Here is a 16,439-nt window from a genome sequence, read left to right as displayed (position 1 = left end):
GCCGTGTACTCATAGATTGAAGGTCCGCTCCCGAGGGCCGAGCGGTAATCTTTTGATCGGCCAGAGCACTACTGCTTGTGCCCCTTAGGGCTGACATCGCCAAGACAGACGGTCCCGCAAGGTTGACTAGAGGGCAGCCAACGTTGATCTAAGTCAACACTATCAACCCCAAGTGGTGAAGTTCTTCGTCTCGTACACACCGCGTATCGATGAGCGGGATGAAAGGTGGCACCATGAGCTTCACGCGTCGCGACGTACTGCTTGGCGGCATCACCGTGCTCGCGGGCACCTCTATGAGCGAATTGAGCCGCGCCGAGTTTGGTGAATTCCTCGGCATCGGCGACGGACTTGAGGAGTTCGCGCTCGCCACCGATGCCTACATCTACGGCTATCCACTAGTGACGATGGAAATGACTCGCAGGGTCATCACCAATGTCGGCGCACCGGCAGGGACAAGGGCGCCGATGGGCCACATTATCAAGCTACGCCAGTACCCTGATGCATCATTCCGGGATGTGACAGCGCCAAATGCTGACACGCTCTACACCAGCGCCTTCTTCGATGTTGGCAAGGAGCCGTGGGTCCTTAGCCTCCCGGACATGAAAGGGCGCTATGCTCTCTTTCCGATGCTGGACGGCTGGACCACGGTCTTCCAGGTGCCCGGCAAGCGAACCACTGGCACGGCCGCTCAGACCTACGCCATCACCGGACCCGGCTGGAAGGGTAGGCTCCCGGCGGGTGTCAAGGAGTACAAGTCGCCCACCAATATCGTATGGCTCCTCGGCCGCATCTATTGCACCGGCACGCCGGAGGACTACGCCGAAGTGCACAAGCTGCAGGACGAGGTCAAACTGGTGCCGTTGAGTTCGTACGGAAAGCCCTACACTCCGCCGCCTGGCACGGTCGATCCATCCCAAGATATGAAGACGGCAGTACGCGAACAGGTGAACCGCATGGACGCGGTTGCCTATTTCACGCTGCTTTGCAAGCTGATGAAGGACAACCCGCCAGCAGCAGCCGATGCGCCACAGATTGTCAAGTTCGCCAGGATCGGCATCGTGCCGGGGCAGGATTTCGATCCGAGCAAGCTGAAGGCGGATTTCGTGAAGCGGGTGCCGGAGATCGGATTCGACCGGATCATGCTCCAGTTCAAGATCAACAAAGAAATGAAGGATGAGAACGGTTGGGGTTACACAACCAAGGCCGGGATCTACGGCACCGACTATCTGATGCGGGCTCTGGTAACTGCCATCGGGCTCGGCGCGAACCGGCCCCAGGATGCCGTCTATCCAACCTCATTGAAGGATGCGGAAGACCGCAAGTACAGTGGCGCTAATAAGTATGTCATCCGCTTCCCGAAGGGGCAGCTGCCACCGGCGCAGGGATTTTGGTCGCTGACCATGTACGACGCCGATTATTTCTTCGTCAACAACCCGATCAACCGTTATTCGATCAGCGCGCGGCAGAACCTCAAATCTAACCCTGACGGGTCAACGGAGCTCTACATCCAGAAGGACTCACCGGGCAAGGACAAGGAATCGAACTGGCTTCCGGCACCCGCAGGCGACTTTGTGCTCATGATGCGGCTGTACTGGCCCAGCGAAAAGAAGCCATCCATCATCGACGGCTCGTGGAAAGTCCCTCCAGTGAGAAAGGCTGTATCGGTCTGATCGCGAGCCAATGAACTTTCGGCGCTAGCGAACAATTGCGGATCGCGAGCGCTAGCCTAAAGCGAAGAAACTGACTGGCGGCTGTCGATCCGGAGTGGCCGCCGAGCAAGTTCGAATTGGTGATAAACCTCAAGAGCGCCAAGGCTTCCGGCCTCGACGAACTTCCCTTGCTACTCAGACGTGCGGATGAAGCTCATCGAATAGATTGCTATGTCCGCTTAGGTCCTGGCTGTGTGAAAAGTTGCGAGCCAGCTACGATTCCTCTGTTTCCTGATGGGAATACGGATGGGACGCTTCGTTGAAGGCGTGGATAGATCCCAGGCGGCGTTCCGGATCGGCTCCACCACGAAGGGCACCGTGGAGCTGCTTGGCCTTGCCGCGCTGCCGGCGAGCGGCTGCGCGCAAGGTGGCGGGGCGGGGCACAGCGCGCGATGGAGCCGGACCAATATTCCATCACATCGACGGTGATGGTCTGACGTGCCGATTGGGTAGTGCAGCAGCAGCCTTGTCAGGAGGAAAACTTACAACTAGAATACGAGTGCGGCGTTAGCATACCGAACTGATTTTAGCAGGGAGGGATTGATCATGGCCTCGCACATCAAGCCACAACCCAATTTCAATCGGCGTTGGTTCCTTGCGGGAGCCGCCGGCGGCGCACTGCTTCCCGCGGCGGCAGCGCAAGCGGCCGGGTCTAATAAAAAGCAAAAGCGCGGAATTTTCGCGGACGAGATGGGCACTGCGAAGGACGATTTAGAAGATAAGGTCGCTGATTTCTCGTACCAAAGTGATGTCCTCGCACAATGGATCGTCGACATCTGGACAGGTCCCGCCAACAATCCCCTGATCACGCCTAGTACGGGTACGATATCCATGACGCAGTACCTGGCGCGCTCGACTGCAGCAAAAGCGGCTCTTGCGGCTCGGGGAATTTATTTGGAGAAACCCATCGTCATTACCGAAGACGAGTACGATGCTGGGTTCAATTTGGCAGACGCAGGGCTCGACAGAACTGTCGGAGTCGTTTTGGTGCTGCCGAGACCCACACGTCCAACTCTTGCCGGGCCGCCGCTGCTTGAGACAGCCAAGTTGCTGATGGCTATCACGCCGAACGGAATCTAGCGGTATTGCAATCCGTTTCGGATGCGACAGGGCGTCTCTGGCGGACGCGAGTTTTTGCCGCATCCAGCGAAACCACACGGGCGTTCACTCGAAAGTGGAGGTTCGAATGACACGGCAGGTCACGGAGTGGGTCAACGTCGCGGGTGATATTTCGATCATCGCTCGCGAGTCGGGAGAAGTCTGGTTTCATACTCCCGGCGGTACGGAGGAAAACATGGATCCCTTCTCCGCACCGATGACAGGTGTGGGCTCAGCGGGCAGTATGGTCGGGCTGCTGGACGGCGCGATCAATCTTGGATTTGCGACAATCGAAAAGAAGCTGGCGCGCCCTGACCCGACGCTCGTCGGCTATGTCGTTGCATTGGTGGGCGCGTATCACACTTCTGTCGATACGCCTCGAAATCTCCGGCGCGCCGCCCGGCGCTTCAACGACCTGGGGAGGCCCGAGGTTGCAGACTATTTGGAAGAGCGTGCACGCGAGGAGAGCGGTCACGACCGGCTTGCGCTGAAGGATCTGCGTGCGCTGGGTGTACCCGGCGAGCGACTCGTCGCCAAATTCATTCCGGAGGGTATCGAGCCGCTCTGCAAGCGCTTCTATGATCTCTGCGTCCAGGACTATCCAATCGGCTGCATCGGCTATTCGTACTGCCTGGAGCGTATCGCGGCGCTGAAGCAGGCGAGCGATATAGAGAAGGTGCAGGCAATCTGTCCGGGTGATATTGATGCGACCCGCTTCCTCAGAAGCCACAGCTCCCTCGGAAGCGAGGCAAACCACGTCGAGGAAACCATCAAGTTCGTAGCGTCCCTTCCCGCGAATGATCGTATAAGTATCGTTCGGGAGACGTATGAATCGGCGCTGATCCTGGCGGAGGGATATAATCACGAGCTTCTCAAATCCGAAGCGGAGATGCTCGAAGAGCTCGAGCAGGCACTTGGAGAGGCGCTCCCCCCTTGTCGCAGCTTACATCCTTTGAAAGGTGGAGGGCACGACGCTCGTCGGCCAGCAGCGTGAGCGGCCTTGGCGAGAAGTACGAGAATGGAGCCCGGTCCTGGTGGAGCAATTGCGCTTCAAGGCAAACGGCACGCGCGAACCGCGCCGTGGGTAGCATGGTAGGGTACCGGCGTATGGCGTCCTCGCGCCGCGCTTCGGTTGCGCCTCGACACCGAACACGGAAAATTCGGTGTTAACGCTCATATAACGGTCATATAACGCTCGAGCATATAATGTCGTGTGCGGAAACTAATATTGTCCGCCAGAGAAGGTTTCCTATGTTCACGCGACAAAGGCCGCGCATGGAGGTCTGAGGCACAGCTCCTTGATGGGCCCACGGCGGTAGGCAAGGACCTCTGCAATGACGAGGACAACAACCACCGACTTGGCCGAGTGGCTGAGTAGACAAGGGCTAACCCAGTACGCCAAAACCTTCACCGAAAACCATATCGACTTCTCGGTCCTACCGGATTTGACGGAGAATGATCTCGAGAAGCTGGGAGTATCGTCTCTAGGTCACCGCAAGAAGCTGCTAACGGCCATCAGGGAATTGAGGGATGCTCGCCAACCCATCGGCACGCCGACAGCGGTTGCAAGCGCCGCTGCGGTATCGCCTGCTCCGGACAAACATCGCGAAGCTGAATTTCGTCAGATCACAGTGATGTTCTGTGACCTGGTCGGCTCCACGCAGCTAGCGGAGAAGTTGGATCCTGAAGATCTCCAAAAACTCATCGACGCGTATCGGGTAGCGTGCAGCGCCGCAATTGCGCGCTATGGAGGTGAGGTCGCCCGCTATTTCGGCGATGGAGTGATGGCGTTTTTCGGCTGGCCTCGCGCGCACGAAGATGACGCCGTTCGCGCTGTTCACGCCAGTCTGGAAATTGTGTTCGGGATTTCGAAGATTTCAGGGCCTGCCCCCCTGAATTGTCGAGTGGGCGTTTGCTCGGGCCCTGTCATTGTCGGTGAGATTGGAGATAGTGGTACGTGGTCGATGGACGCGGTGGGGGAGACGCCCAATATCGCCGCACGTCTACAGACCCTTGCCGCTCCCAATACGGTACTCATCTCTGAATCGACGAGGCGTCTCGTATGGGCAGCGTTTGATTTTCAGGACGTCGGGCTCCATGAAATCAAGGGCCTGAGTGAACCGCTTCACGTGTATCGCGTGCTCTCGGCCAAACATTCCGCCAGCCGCTTCGAGGCTGCGCATACGGGCTCTCTTACCCCACTCATTGGACGTTCGACCGAACTGAGCCTGCTGCTAGATAGATGGCGGAAGGTCAACGAAGGTGAAGGCCAGGTCATATTGCTCTCGGGTATTCCCGGGGTCGGCAAATCAAGGCTGCTCCACGAGTTGATATCGCATGTTCAGCAAGAGCCGCACATTCTGTTGCACCATCAGTCCTCGCCCTATCATAGTCAAAGCGCATTCTATCCGGTGATCGGTCAGATCGAACAGGCGGCCCAATTGACAGCTCGCGGCCCCGAGACAGAAAAGCTTGTCAAGCTTACGAATTACCTTCCGCGATCAATCAATCATTCCAAAGAGCAGGTCTTGCTCATTGCCAGACTGTTATCAATCTCTTTGGAGAATAGCCTGGAACTATCCGGTCTTACGCCGCAGCAAATAAAGAACAGAACGATAAGCACGCTTGTCGACATGATCTTGGCGTTTTCCGTCCAGCGCCCCACGCTCTGCATCTTCGAGGATGCGCACTGGCTGGATCCATCGACGCTTGAACTGCTTGAATCGATCATTAGCGGGATCGATCACGCTCGTGTGCTACTGATCGTATCGTGCCGACCCGAGTTCCGTCCCAATTGGATGACGCGTGCAAACGCCACCATGCACTCGCTCACTCGATTGTCGCTAACCGAAGTCAAGGCGATGATCCGAGATATCTTGAAGGGGGAAAGCATGCCCGAACCGGTGCTCGACCGGATCATTGCAAAGGCTGATGGCGTGCCGCTTTTCGTGGAAGAACTGACCAGCAGTATGATGGGTGCGCCCTTGCGAACCCGAGGCATCGCGCGCGCACCACAGCTGGCATCGCTCAGGGTTCCGGACACGCTGAGCGATGCATTGATGGAGCGGCTGGACCGCGTTGCGCCGAGCCGCAGGCTTGTACAGATTGCGGCCGTGATCGGGCGCGAGTTCTCTTATGACCTCTTGTCGGCTGCATCGCGAATGAGCGATGACGACATGCTGTCGGCGCTCTCGTTGCTCGAACAAGCCGACATCATCTACCGAGTTGGAATTTCGCCTTCCCTTCGTTTCGCCTTCAAGCACGCGCTGCTGTGTGACGCAATCTATGACTCCTTGCTTCGGAGTAAGAGGCAGCAGATACACGCGGACATCGCGGCAGTCTTGCAGCATGATTTTTCGGAGCTCGCCGAAAATCAACCCCAGATTCTGGCCTATCACCATCAAGAGGCGGGCGATCATCAATCGGCCATCCGTTGCTGGTTCGAGTCCGGGCGGCGCGCGCTCGCGCATTCCGCCAATGTCGAGGCGATTGCCAGCTTTCGAAAGGCCCTTCAGCTTCTCGACGCTTTGCCGGAAACGCCCGAGCGTATCAAGCAGGAGATCGACCTTCAATTGGCGTTGGGAATACCGCTTATCGCCGTTCAAGGGTATGCTTCCGCGGAAACCCGCGAAGCGTTTTCGCGAGCACATGTCTTATGCCTGCAACTAGGCGATGTCTCTGAGTATTTCCAGGCCCTGTTTGGGTTGTGGGGGCACTCCTGGATGGGTGGAAAGAACGACGATGCGCTCCGCTTGGCTGGTGAGTTCCTCTCACGGTCTCGAGCATTGTCCCAACCCGTGCCTCTGATGATGGCTCATAGGGTGATGGGCAGCACGTTGTTGACGATGGGGCACTTCCGTTCGTCAGCGGACCACTTCATGGAGTCGATCGAGCTCTCAGCGGGCAAAGGAAAACAGCCCCTATCCAATCTTTATATGGTGGAACCCCAGGCGGCTTCACTTCTGCTCCTGTCCTGGGACTTGTGGTTTCTCGGTTATCCGGATCAATCCCTTTCCCGCGTTTCGGAAGCACTTGCTTTGGGTCAAGACCTTGGCCACTCCTACACCGTGGCGTTCGCGCATTACATGACCTCTGTTGTGCACCTCCTGCGCGGCGAGGCCGGCCGCGCCTTCGAAAGCGCCGAAAAAAGCTTTCAAATGTCGCAGGAGCAGCGGTTTTCGCTGTACGCAATCTTGTCGAAAATTTCACGAGGCCGGGCAGCGGGCGAACTAGGCCGACTCGAACAGGCCCTGGAAGACATTCCATTGGGACTCGACGAAGCGCGACGGAGTGGCGTCGGCTTCATGCGTCCAATGATGGTCAGCTGGCTGGCGGACCTGTACGCCAGGACGGGCGAAATCCAAAACGCGCTATCGATTGTCGAAGGCATCCTGCTCGATATCAATGAGGTGACCGGCAGGTCCTGGGAATCAGAGTTGCATCGCCAAAACGCGCAACTTCTTCTCTCGGATAACCCATCGAAGACAAGAGAGGCTGAACTTCATCTCAAGCGATCTATCGAAGTGGCGCGTGGTCAAAGCGCCAAATCTTTGGAATTGCGCGCCGTCACAAGCCTTGCAGAGCTCTGGCGGACGGAAGGGAAGCCTGATGAGGCGCGCGCTGTTCTAGAACCGATCCTCCGTTGGTTCGACGAAGGAGCCGAAACGGCTGATCTCAGACGAGCGCGCGACGTTCAAAGGACCTTGAGCTGATCTCGTGCGACGCGATCGCCGCCGCCACAGCTATTGCATCGGCGCCCAAAACTATGACGTTGGAAGTTCGCCGCACTCTCCTTGTGGCCCGTGGCTGACCCGCTATTCGCCCCGCACTGTCCGCTGCCGAGTACTGAGCGGAATAAGGTCATGGAGCTGCCGAGGGCAGCCTTTGACCCATCTGCGACATTACCCCTCCGGTACTCCTGCCAATCGCATGCCCTCATAAATGCGCTCACGTTTGGCGAGGTAAGCTGGATTATCGGTCGAGGGGCTGGCGCGGAAGCGGCGGATGCTGAAATTAGGTTGAAGCGCGAGCCCCGCTTGCGCAGCGGCCCGCGCGTCATCGAGTGCTCCAAGCAGTGCTAGGGCAGCGGCGAGCCCAAGATGCGCAAACGGATAATTTCGGTTGGCGTCGATGCTCCTGCGGAGCCAACAGACGGCTTCCCTATCGGCACTAAGTTGCAACTTAGCGAAACCGACATACTGCATCCACATGAAGGCATGAATGTCGCGGGGAGACAGGCGGAGTGCCTCTAAGACATGCGCCTCAGTGTCCCCGCCGCGACCGAGGAAAATCTTGGCCTGACCGATTAATCCGTGCGCATGGGCCAGATTTCGGTCCAACGCCAAAGCGTGTTGTAGTTCGTCAATGCCCTCGGACACGCGGTTCGTGAAAATTTTTGCTGTTCCCAAATGTAAGTGAGCCAAGGCGTGGTTCGGCGCGAGGGTCAGGACATGCATAACGGCCACTTCCGCTATGGTAAGGTACTTTATCCGATTGTCGGTCATGTAGCCGGCACCAACAATGCCATCAACATGCGCTAAGCCCAGACGCGCTTCGATATTGCCGGGATCAAGCGTCAGGGCGCGCTCGAAAAAGTGGCGCGCCTGCAAGATATATTCGGGAGCCAACCCCATATTGAGCTTAGCTCTGCCCTGGAAGTACAACTCCATTGAATTGGGATGCGCAGAACGTTGTGCTCTCACGGCCTCGGCTGCGACGAGCTGCGCGTCTAAGGAGTTAGCTAGCCTAGATATGATCTCGTCCTGCATATCGAACAGATCGGTGACGGGTTTGTCAAAGCGGTCCGCCCATAAATGCGTGCCGGTTTCAGCGTCTACCAGCTGCACGTTGACGCGAAGTCGGCTTTCGTGGCGCTGTACGGAGCCTTCTAGCACATACCGGATGTTCAACTCGCGACCGATTTGCTTGAGGTCAGCCGCTTTGCCCTTGTAGGTGAATGCGGTGTGTCGCCCGATCACCAATGAGCCGCTGATCCGCGACAAGTCCGTAGTGAGGCTTTCCGTCACACCATCGACGAAATAGTCGTGCTCTGGGTCGCCGCTAAGGTTGGCGAAGGGCAACACAACGATGGAGAGGCGAGGCGGTGAAAGCGACCTTTGTGCCGTGCCGTCGTTCTGCGCCGCCGAACTTGCCGACGCAGTTTCGGGCCTCCGCCCTTCGTGCACTACGCCAACGAAGCGAAAGCCTTTGCGCGGCAACGTTTTGATTAGGCACTGCTTGTCACCATCGTCACCGATTGCGGCGCGAGCGGCATTCAAGCGGGTCGTCAACGCGGCATCTGAGACTATGCGTCCGTTCCAAACCGCGCTGATGACATCGTCCTTGCTGACGACGCGCTCCCTGTGCCGGATCAAATAGTCTAGTAGATCGAAGACCTGCGGCGTGATGGAAACAGGGATGGTTCCGCGATGTAGCTCGCGACGGTCAGTATCGAATGCGTACTCCTCGAAGAAATAGCGCATCTGATGATCCCCTTAGGGCCTTCGATTTTCAGGCTTTAACGCCCTCGAACGCAAAGAATAAGCCGCTGGTAAGGAAAATGTAAGCCGGATGTCAGGCGCGGTGGCTCGTCGTACAGCATGTTCGTCCTGTGAAAAGTCGACAGGACACACGGCAATGAGCACAGTCCAAGAGATCACCAAGTTGCAGCACAGAGCAACTACCGACCGGCCGGTCTATAGTCCGCTCGAAGCATATTGGAAGGCATTTCAGGAGTGGCGCAAACGCCGGAGGCTGCAAACGGAATTATGCCGCCTGGCGGACCGCGAGCTGATGGATATTGGCACGACGCGAGGCGAGATTGACTACGTCGTATCGAACAGAGATATCGACCCGCGAGGCATACGAGCCGAATGGGTCCAATGCCTGCCAACAGTGGACGGCCAAATCCACCCACATTGGGACAAGCACCTCTCAGAAACACGCACCAAACCTCGCTAGTGCAATGCGCGGAAACCATCGCGGCCTGCTACGAAGCCGTTATGGCTGCTTCTGGCCCGAATGCGAAGTCTAAGCGGGCAGCCAAATAGTCTGCTTATCGGGGGCGACCGGAAACGGCGATGCGCCCGCGAGCAATGACCTCTGCGCTCACGGCCGGTTGTTCAAGGGCGTCCGACGAGCAATGGCAGCACGTCTGCACCGCCCGCCATGAGCGGATTCGACGGCTCGAAATGTTCCCGCAATTCTCGCTTCCGGACGAGTGAGCGCGCATCGAGAAACGCATCCTTCAGGCTGACGGCTTTTCGGAGCGCGACGTTGAAAAAAGCGTCCCCAAAATAGGTCCACTTGGCCTTGTCCTGGCAGCCGAACGACGGATGCTTGTCATCGGCCGCGGTGATGACCAGCACATCGGGGGTCGCCAGGCGCGGGATAAAAATCCCGGAATAACAAGCCGAGATGACCACCACCTTGTGTCGCACACCTGTCTTCACGAGCATGTCGCGGAGACGAGACGGCGTAAGCGTTTCTGTCAGCCGCCCCGCTTTGATTGCAAGGCCATCAGGAGAGCCATGCGAGGTGAGAATCAAAAAGAGAACATCTTTCTCGGGATCCAAGCGGTTGGCTGCCGTCTGCAACGACTTGCTCAGAGCTTCGATCGTTGCATTTCCTCCTTTCTTGGAATTGTACTCCACGTTGATCGGTCCAGTCTGGAAACGGCCGGCCACGACCTGAGCCGCGCCGGTCGCCTCGGATCTAAACACGCCTTGATCCCCATACAGGCCAAAGGACACCACGCCAACCTTTGCAGCGTCCTCAACAGCATGTACCGGAGGAACCAATGGCCAGATGGTCAGAAAAAAAGCGACGAGCGGTGCGCCGAGCCGCCTGATCGAGGACCTGGAGGTCATCGCGAACCTCGTTTCGGATCGCCGCTTCAGAACTGCGGCTCAACACAAAATAGCGGAAAGCCAGTGAATTTTCATCCTTCGGAATGGAAGTGCAAGGGTCCGGACATGGCCGACGGCGACGGTCGATGCGCCTCAAAAGAGGTCAGCTTGTCAGGGAGGACCGGAAGCCCCGATCCGGCACATTGAGGGCCGAGTCTGACCCCGAGCGGACCGAAGGATCGGTTGCGAGCCGCTCCCGGCAGCAAAGCAGACTGGCCTTCTCCCGGACCGACCGAAAATCCATGCTGATTTTCGGTTCACCTCCTTCAAACCGTCAGGTCTTACCGGTAAGCTGGCGATATGAGGCGGCGCGATTTCATGATTTTTCTCGGCGGATTGGCGGCCATCTTGCCAGACGCCACGCGCGCGCAGCCAAAGCAGAAGATTTATCGTATCGGCTATCTAAGTGCTCCCTCGCGCGAATCCGTGCGGCGCATCCTTGATGCTTTTTTGCAAAAGTTGAGGGAGCTCGGGTGGATCGAAGGTACCAATATCAGCATTGAATATCGATGGGCCGATGGAGACATTGCGCGGCTGCCGCAACTTGCTGCCGAGTTGGTCCAGAGCAATGTTGATCTTATCGTCGCGCCGGCCGTATCGGCGGCGGTTGCGGCAAGGAATGCAACCAGCCGCATCCCGATCGTCATGGTTTTCACCGTTGAGCCGGTTGAACTGGGGCTCGTTTCCAGCCTCAGCCGGCCGGGTGGCAACGTCACCGGTACCACCTTCACCGCAGCTGCAGGGTTTGTCGGGAAGCTCCTTGAAACTCTGAAGCAGGCTGTCCCCGAGGTCGGCAAAGTAGGCGTCCTTGGCAACTCGGCGGATCCTGCCTTCAACTCTCAAATGGGAGAACTGGATGCGGCGGCGGCGTCTCTAGGCATTCAGCTCCAACGCTTTGACGTGTCGGGTCCAGAGCAGCTTGATGCGTTGTTTTCTGCGCTCGCCGCGCAGCAGATAGATGCTGTTGTGCTTACTTCGAGCCCGACGTTTGGGCCGTACCGAAACAAAGTCGCAGAGCTCGCAATAAAAGGGCGGCTACCCATGATCGCCAGCCATCGGGAATTCTCCGAGGCGGGCACACTGTTGAGTTATGGGGTGAATATGAGCGATTTCGTTAGTCGTTCCGCGGTGTATGTGGATAAGATTCTCAGAGGCGCGCAACCCGCCGATCTCGCCGTCGAGCAACCGACAAGGTACGAACTGGTCATCAATCTCAAGACCGCAAAGGCGCTCGGCATCAACATCTCGCCGCTGGCGCTCGCGCGCGCCGATGAGGTGATTGAATAGCGAGGCTATGTCCCCTTGTGGCCCGGAGCCGTCTTTGAAGTCAGCGCAGAGCGACGTCTGCTCTGCCCCCGAAGTCAGACGTCGACTTGTTCTGCTATCGCAAGGGCGTCGTCGACCTCGATGCCCAGATATCGAACGGTGCTCTCGATCTTAGTATGCCCCAGAAGGAGCTGTACGGCTCGCAGGTTGCCGGTTCGTCGATAGATCAAGGTCGCCTTGGTCCGGCGAAGGGAATGCGTGCCGAACAGATGTGGGTCCAATCCAATGTCGGCGAGCCAGCGGGATAGGAGGCGGGCATACTGGCGGGTGGTCATATGTCCATTCAGCCTACGGCCAGTGAACAGGTATTCTCCTGACTTCTTGCCCGTAACCCGCAGATAATCATCGATCGCCTGCCGGGTCGATTCAGTCAGTTCAAATTTGACTGGCCGGCCGGTCTTCTTTTGACGGACGGTCGCGCGGTCGGCTGAATATCCGCCTGGCGCAAGGTCATCGACTTTCAAGGCTACGACGTCGCAGCCGCGCAGCTTGCTATCGACGGCGACGTTGAAGAGTGCGAGATCGCGCATTCGGCCTTCGACCTGGAGCTTGGTTCGTATTGACCAGACGTGCTCCGGACGGAGCGGCGGCTTTGCGCCGACGATCTTCCCCTTGTTCCAGGGAACGTGCTTCGAGACGGCGGGGATGGTGCTTGGGGTAATGGTCATGTTGACCTCCTCAGCTAGTGAGGCTGGTCATTTTGAGCCCAAAGCCCTTCCAGTCCGGCGTCCGCTTCTAGACGGTTGGAGACGTACTTGCGTCCAATTCGAGCGATGGAAGGACCGATTTTGACCCCGAGCGGACTTTGACCGTTCTCATCGTGCTGGGGTCGCCGTTTATTCCAATTCAACGGACGGGTACCGTCCGTATTTGGACCCCTAGTGTCCTAAGTTGACTGGGGGAGTGTCCTAATTTGATTTGGAAGTGATTTCCCGAACCTCGCCGGGCTGAAGGTTCAGCGCCTCCAACTCTCCAGCTTGCAACCGGTTGCGCAACAGGGCCGCTGTCCACCCTTCCGGGATGGCATCCAGCACCAGATTGACAGCTTCGGCGCGCGGAGCAGCGGCGACCCAGATTTGGTGCTTCCGGTCGTCGGTCGTGACCCGAACCAAATGGACGTCAGAATCAGTTGCTGCGGCCATATAGGCATTATGCACGATTCCTTGGGATGTTCCTAAGGCACGTTGCGTGGCTTAGCTGGAACGAGCGTGCCGCATCTGCATTCCCTTGGCATGCCGATGTACTACTTCCATGTTCGGGACTTAGAGCCGAGCACCGATGAATATGGCGAGGAATTCCCCAATGATGACGCGGCTTGGAAGCATGCCACCGGCTTCGCTGGCGAGGTCATGAAAGACATCGACGGCAGGTTCCGGCCCGGGCAGGAATGGAGCGTGGAAGTCACTGACGAACAAAAGCAGGTGCTATACCGGATTGAGATAAGCTCCCGACAAAGGAAGTAGGGCGGCCTCAGTTGGCCGCTTCGGTTAAGGCCTAGCGTCCTAATCCGCCTCTGCGGGTGTCCCGGCATGACGCATTTGAACCTTGGCACGGCGCGTGCAGACACACTGCTATCGGGATTTTACAATCTCCCTCCCGGGGCTGGAGCGACGCCGTCCGCGCTGGATTTCAAGCGGGCGGCGTTTTTGCGTCTGCTACTGTAGATTTCCCAGTGTCCTAATTCGCGATTCGTCCGGCGTCCTTATTGGGACAGCCCAACGGACGGCGCTGGCCTGTTTCCGACCCCAGTGGCCTATTTTGAATGGGTGGCCTGTTTTGTTTTTCTGGCGCATAAAGACGCATGCCAGAATCTCAGCATCGATCCTGTCAATGCGGCGCTGTTTACAGCCGCACCGAGGCGATGGCCCCTTCGCGGGAAATCGCCAGCTTCGAGTGCTCGGTTTGCGGCGCAACCATGGAATCGTGGAACACCGCCTGGGTGCCCACATATCGCTTGATAGCTGGCCCCGTTCGTCTGCCTCACACCAGCAACTAGCGACGGGCTGAGGCATTAGCGAGCGATGGCGGAGTCGTTCGGCAACTCGTTCACTATCGTTGAGGTGGCCTCAGACGACGCGCCGCCAACGAAGCAGATGTGGTTAGCCTTAGCCAAGCCTAAGCAGGCGTTGACACTGGTCCTCGCCGCCGTTCCCGAAGGCTGGACGGCGGAGGTTGTTCCAGCAATCCTTACGGAAAAGCAGCAAAAGATGTTCGAGGAACTAAACCTCGGCCCGGGCGACGTTTATAGGATCGATCCAGAGTAGGGCCGCCTCAGTTGGCTGCCTCTTTCATTTTCAGCCCACGGTGACTTCTGCTGCTGGCCGATTCTGTTGCAAAAGTCGGCTGTAACCGACTGATGTCTTTCGGCCATTCGGTAAGCCGACGGCTTTGGTCCGCCGCCCCTGACGCTCTCAACGTAAGCGTCGTTCTCAGGCCACAGCCTTGAGTTCGTGACGGCAATAGGCCCACGGAAGCAGCTCGTCGATGCTGCTGTTTGGATGGCCGTTGACGATCCTCGTGAGCGCGTCAGTCAGGTAGGCAAGCGGATCGACGTCGTTCAGCTTACAGGTTTCGACCAGGGATGCGATGATGGCCCAGTGCTCGGCGCCGCCGTCGGAGCCTGCGAACAGCGTATTTTTCCGGTTGAGCGCGATCGGACGGATCGAGCGCTCGACCGCGTTGTTGTCGAGCTCGATACGGCCGTCATCGATGAAGCGCGTTAGGCCCTCCCAGCGCGAGAGCGCGTAGCGGATGGCCTCGGCGAGCTTGCCCTTCTGACTGATCAGCGCGAGCTTTGCGCGGAGCCACCGTTCGAGGGCTTCCGCCAGCGGCCGGCTCTTTTGCTGCCGGACGAGGCAGCGTTCCTCGGCGCTGCGGCCACGGATGTCCTTCTCGATCGCGTAGAACTCGGCGATGTGCTGAAGCGCCTCGCTCGCGATGGGCGCGGGACCGGGTGTTGCAAGTTCGTAGAAGTTACGCCGCATGTGCGACCAGCAGAATGCAAGCTGAACCTCACCACGCTCGGCGAGCTTGCCATAGCCGGCATAGCCGTCGACCTGCAGGATCCCCTTGAAGCCTGCAAGATGGGCGATCGGTCGGTCGGCTTTCCGATCGGGTGCATAGACATAGCCGACGCCCGGAGGATCGGCGCCGCCCCATGGCCGGTCGTCCGCCGCATAGGCCCAGAGCTGACCGGTCTTGGTGCGCCCGCGGCCGGGATCGAGCACCGGCATCGTCGTCTCGTCGGCGAACAGCTTTGGCCGTTGCCTGAGCTTGCCGAGGAGACGGTCATGCAGTGGACGCAGGTGGAAGGCAGCTTGTCCTACCCAGTCCGCCAACGTCGAACGATCGAGCTCAATGCCCTGGCGGGCGTAAATCTGCGCCTGCCGGTAGAGCGGCAGGTGATCGGCATATTTGAAGACCAGGATCTGGGCGACGGTGGCCTCGGTCGGCAATCCGCCCTCGATCAGCCGGGCCGGGGCCGGCGCCTGCATGACGCCGTCCTCGCAAGCCCGGCAGGCGTATTTAGGACGCCGGGTCACGAGGATCCGGAACTGCGCCGGGACTAGGTCCAGCCGCTCGCCTCGATCCTCGCCGATCCGGTGCAATTCGCCCTGGCAACAAGGACAGGTCTTGTCCTCGATGTCGACGACGACCTCGAGCCGCGGCAGGTGCGTCGGCAAGCCACCACGGTTGCCGCGGCGTTTGCGAGCCCGCGCCTGACCGCCTTCAGGTGCGCTCACGTCCTGCTCCGTCTCGCTGTACGCTGCGACCTGCTCGACATCCTCCAGGCCTAGCAGCATCTGATCTTCAGGCAGCGTCTCTGCCCGCCGACCAAACCGGTGTCGCTGCAACTCCTTGATGATCTGACGCAGCCGTTCGCTCTCGCACCGTTCGGCAAGCAGCATCGCTTTCAGCGTCTCGGGATCGTCAGGCAGGGCGTCCTTCACACCCAAATCAGAGCATATTCGCCGCCACCTGGCGACGCGTCCGACACTCCTGATTCACTTCGCCGCAGCACTGCCAACAGCTATCCGGGCTGCGCTGGCGCCGGCGTCTCCCGTGCCTCGTGCACAAGCCGCCAGTCGAGTCCTTCCAGCAGCGCCGACAATTGCGCCGCCGAAAGACGCATCACACCGTCCTCGATCTTCGGCCAGCGGAAGATCCCATCCTCAAGCCTCTTGGCGAACAGGCATAGGCCCGTTCCATCCCAGAACACCAGCTTGATCCGGTCCGCCCGCTTGGCCCGGAACACATAGACAGCTCCCGAGAATGGATCTGCACCCATGCTCTCGCGCACCAGGGTCGCAAGACCCTCCATGCCCTTGCGGTTATGTGGTGCACCACATAACCGGAATTATGCGGAGCGCACGATTATGTGGAGTGTGCGGCCGTTCAA

General features: G+C 58.6%; 15 protein-coding genes. 9 read left to right on the top strand and 6 right to left on the bottom strand.

The genetic code is table 11. The features are described 5' to 3' along the window. Window positions 1-233: 233 nt before the first annotated feature. The 5 genes from XH79_RS07985 (at window position 234) to XH79_RS07965 (ending at window position 7,519) form a co-directional block, all read left to right on the top strand. Entirely contained in the window at window positions 234-1,670 is a 1,437-nt protein-coding gene (locus XH79_RS07985) for a DUF1254 domain-containing protein (RefSeq protein WP_271581319.1), read from the top strand. A 285-nt stretch (window positions 1,671-1,955) separates the two neighbouring features. Further along, window positions 1,956-2,138, top strand: a complete 183-nt coding sequence (locus XH79_RS07980; protein ID WP_271581318.1) for a hypothetical protein — start codon at window positions 1,956-1,958, stop codon at window positions 2,136-2,138. A 117-nt stretch (window positions 2,139-2,255) separates the two neighbouring features. After that, window positions 2,256-2,789, top strand: a complete 534-nt coding sequence (locus XH79_RS07975; protein ID WP_271581317.1) for a hypothetical protein — start codon at window positions 2,256-2,258, stop codon at window positions 2,787-2,789. Window positions 2,790-2,895: 106 nt separating this feature from the next. After that, window positions 2,896-3,801: a hypothetical protein gene (locus tag XH79_RS07970; protein ID WP_271581316.1), complete on the top strand. Its 906-nt coding sequence runs from the start codon at window positions 2,896-2,898 to the stop codon at window positions 3,799-3,801. 340 nt (window positions 3,802-4,141) lie between these two features. Next, on the top strand, window positions 4,142-7,519 hold the full coding sequence (locus XH79_RS07965) for an adenylate/guanylate cyclase domain-containing protein (protein WP_271581315.1): 3,378 nt from the start codon (window positions 4,142-4,144) through the stop codon (window positions 7,517-7,519). 189 nt (window positions 7,520-7,708) lie between these two features. Here XH79_RS07965 and XH79_RS07960 read toward each other — a convergent pair whose 3' ends face one another. After that, entirely contained in the window at window positions 7,709-9,289 is a 1,581-nt protein-coding gene (locus XH79_RS07960; RefSeq protein WP_271581314.1) for a winged helix-turn-helix domain-containing tetratricopeptide repeat protein, read from the bottom strand. 88 nt (window positions 9,290-9,377) lie between these two features. Between XH79_RS07960 and XH79_RS07955 the strand changes: the two genes are divergently transcribed. Further along, entirely contained in the window at window positions 9,378-9,767 is a 390-nt protein-coding gene (locus XH79_RS07955; RefSeq protein ID WP_333938852.1) for a DUF1127 domain-containing protein, read from the top strand. Window positions 9,768-9,928: 161 nt separating this feature from the next. Here XH79_RS07955 and XH79_RS07950 read toward each other — a convergent pair whose 3' ends face one another. Beyond that, on the bottom strand, window positions 9,929-10,675 hold the full coding sequence (locus tag XH79_RS07950; protein ID WP_271581312.1) for a C13 family peptidase: 747 nt from the start codon (window positions 10,673-10,675) through the stop codon (window positions 9,929-9,931). Between the two features lie 357 nt (window positions 10,676-11,032). Here XH79_RS07950 and XH79_RS07945 point away from each other — a divergent pair, with 357 nt between their 5' ends. Next, entirely contained in the window at window positions 11,033-12,001 is a 969-nt protein-coding gene (locus tag XH79_RS07945) for an ABC transporter substrate-binding protein (RefSeq protein ID WP_271581311.1), read from the top strand. Window positions 12,002-12,075: 74 nt separating this feature from the next. Here XH79_RS07945 and XH79_RS07940 read toward each other — a convergent pair whose 3' ends face one another. Together XH79_RS07940 and XH79_RS07935 are read right to left on the bottom strand one after the other, a co-directional pair. After that, window positions 12,076-12,708, bottom strand: coding sequence for a tyrosine-type recombinase/integrase (locus XH79_RS07940; RefSeq protein WP_271581310.1), 633 nt, complete (start codon window positions 12,706-12,708; stop codon window positions 12,076-12,078). A 240-nt stretch (window positions 12,709-12,948) separates the two neighbouring features. After that, entirely contained in the window at window positions 12,949-13,197 is a 249-nt protein-coding gene (locus tag XH79_RS07935) for a hypothetical protein (protein ID WP_271581309.1), read from the bottom strand. Window positions 13,198-13,248: 51 nt separating this feature from the next. Between XH79_RS07935 and XH79_RS07930 the strand changes: the two genes are divergently transcribed. Beyond that, window positions 13,249-13,503: a DUF6894 family protein gene (locus XH79_RS07930; RefSeq protein WP_271581308.1), complete on the top strand. Its 255-nt coding sequence runs from the start codon at window positions 13,249-13,251 to the stop codon at window positions 13,501-13,503. A gap of 558 nt (window positions 13,504-14,061) precedes the next feature. Beyond that, entirely contained in the window at window positions 14,062-14,304 is a 243-nt protein-coding gene (locus XH79_RS07925) for a hypothetical protein (RefSeq protein WP_271581307.1), read from the top strand. Between the two features lie 165 nt (window positions 14,305-14,469). On the opposite strand, the gene tnpC is transcribed toward XH79_RS07925, so the two are convergent. Further along, window positions 14,470-15,948, bottom strand: a complete 1,479-nt coding sequence (gene tnpC / locus XH79_RS07920) for an IS66 family transposase (RefSeq protein ID WP_271581320.1) — start codon at window positions 15,946-15,948, stop codon at window positions 14,470-14,472. A 122-nt stretch (window positions 15,949-16,070) separates the two neighbouring features. Beyond that, window positions 16,071-16,361 carry an IS66 family insertion sequence element accessory protein TnpB gene (gene tnpB / locus XH79_RS07915; RefSeq protein ID WP_442869932.1) on the bottom strand — a complete coding sequence of 97 codons (291 nt, stop codon included), beginning with the start codon at window positions 16,359-16,361 and terminating at the stop codon, window positions 16,071-16,073. Window positions 16,362-16,439: the final 78 nt, after the last annotated feature.

This window comes from Bradyrhizobium sp. CCBAU 45389 (genome assembly GCF_028128625.1).
Lineage (GTDB): Bacteria > Pseudomonadota > Alphaproteobacteria > Rhizobiales > Xanthobacteraceae > Bradyrhizobium > Bradyrhizobium liaoningense_B.
The sequence above is the reverse complement of the archived record's forward strand: the minus strand, read 5'-3'. Positions and strand labels throughout refer to the sequence as shown.